Annotated in this window: 1 protein-coding gene; it reads left to right on the top strand. The window is 58.6% G+C overall.

The window, feature by feature from the left end:
- Positions 1-92: 92 nt before the first annotated feature.
- Positions 93-478, top strand: a 386-nt coding sequence (locus tag LN995_RS21780; RefSeq protein ID WP_229963196.1) for a recombinase family protein, incomplete at its 3' end; no start/stop codon positions are given.

Raw genomic sequence — 478 nt, 5'->3', positions numbered from 1 at the left:
CCGGAAGATCTGGGGCTACCGGCATATTCCCGTTTTGCCGTCTCATGAATCAAAAATGTTTTTTATTTTTGAGACGAGATAATGATACAGACATGAAGATAGGATACGCCCGGGTCTCCACCCAGGACCAGAAACTGGAGCTGCAGACGGATGCCCTCACCCAGCACGGGTGCGAGCAGCTATTCAGGGAGAAGAAGTCGGGCAAGAGCAAAGAGCGCCCGGAGCTGGAGAAGATGATCAGCCAGCTCCGGGCAGGCGACACAGTGGTGGTGTGGAAGCTGGACCGCCTGGGCCGCTCGCTGCGGGACCTGATCGAGCTGGTGTCTGACTTCAAGGAAAGAGGCGTGGAGTTTGTCAGCCTGCAGGATGGCATCAACACGGCCACGCCCACCGGCCGCTTCACCTTCAACATCTTCGCCTCCCTGGCAGAGTTTGAGCGGGAGATCATCCGCGAGCGCACCAAGGCGGGGCTGGAGGC

Source organism: Pontibacter silvestris, from assembly GCF_020907275.1.
Lineage (GTDB): Bacteria > Bacteroidota > Bacteroidia > Cytophagales > Hymenobacteraceae > Pontibacter > Pontibacter silvestris.
Note: the sequence above shows the minus strand (reverse complement) of the source record. Positions and strands in the feature narration are given on the sequence as shown.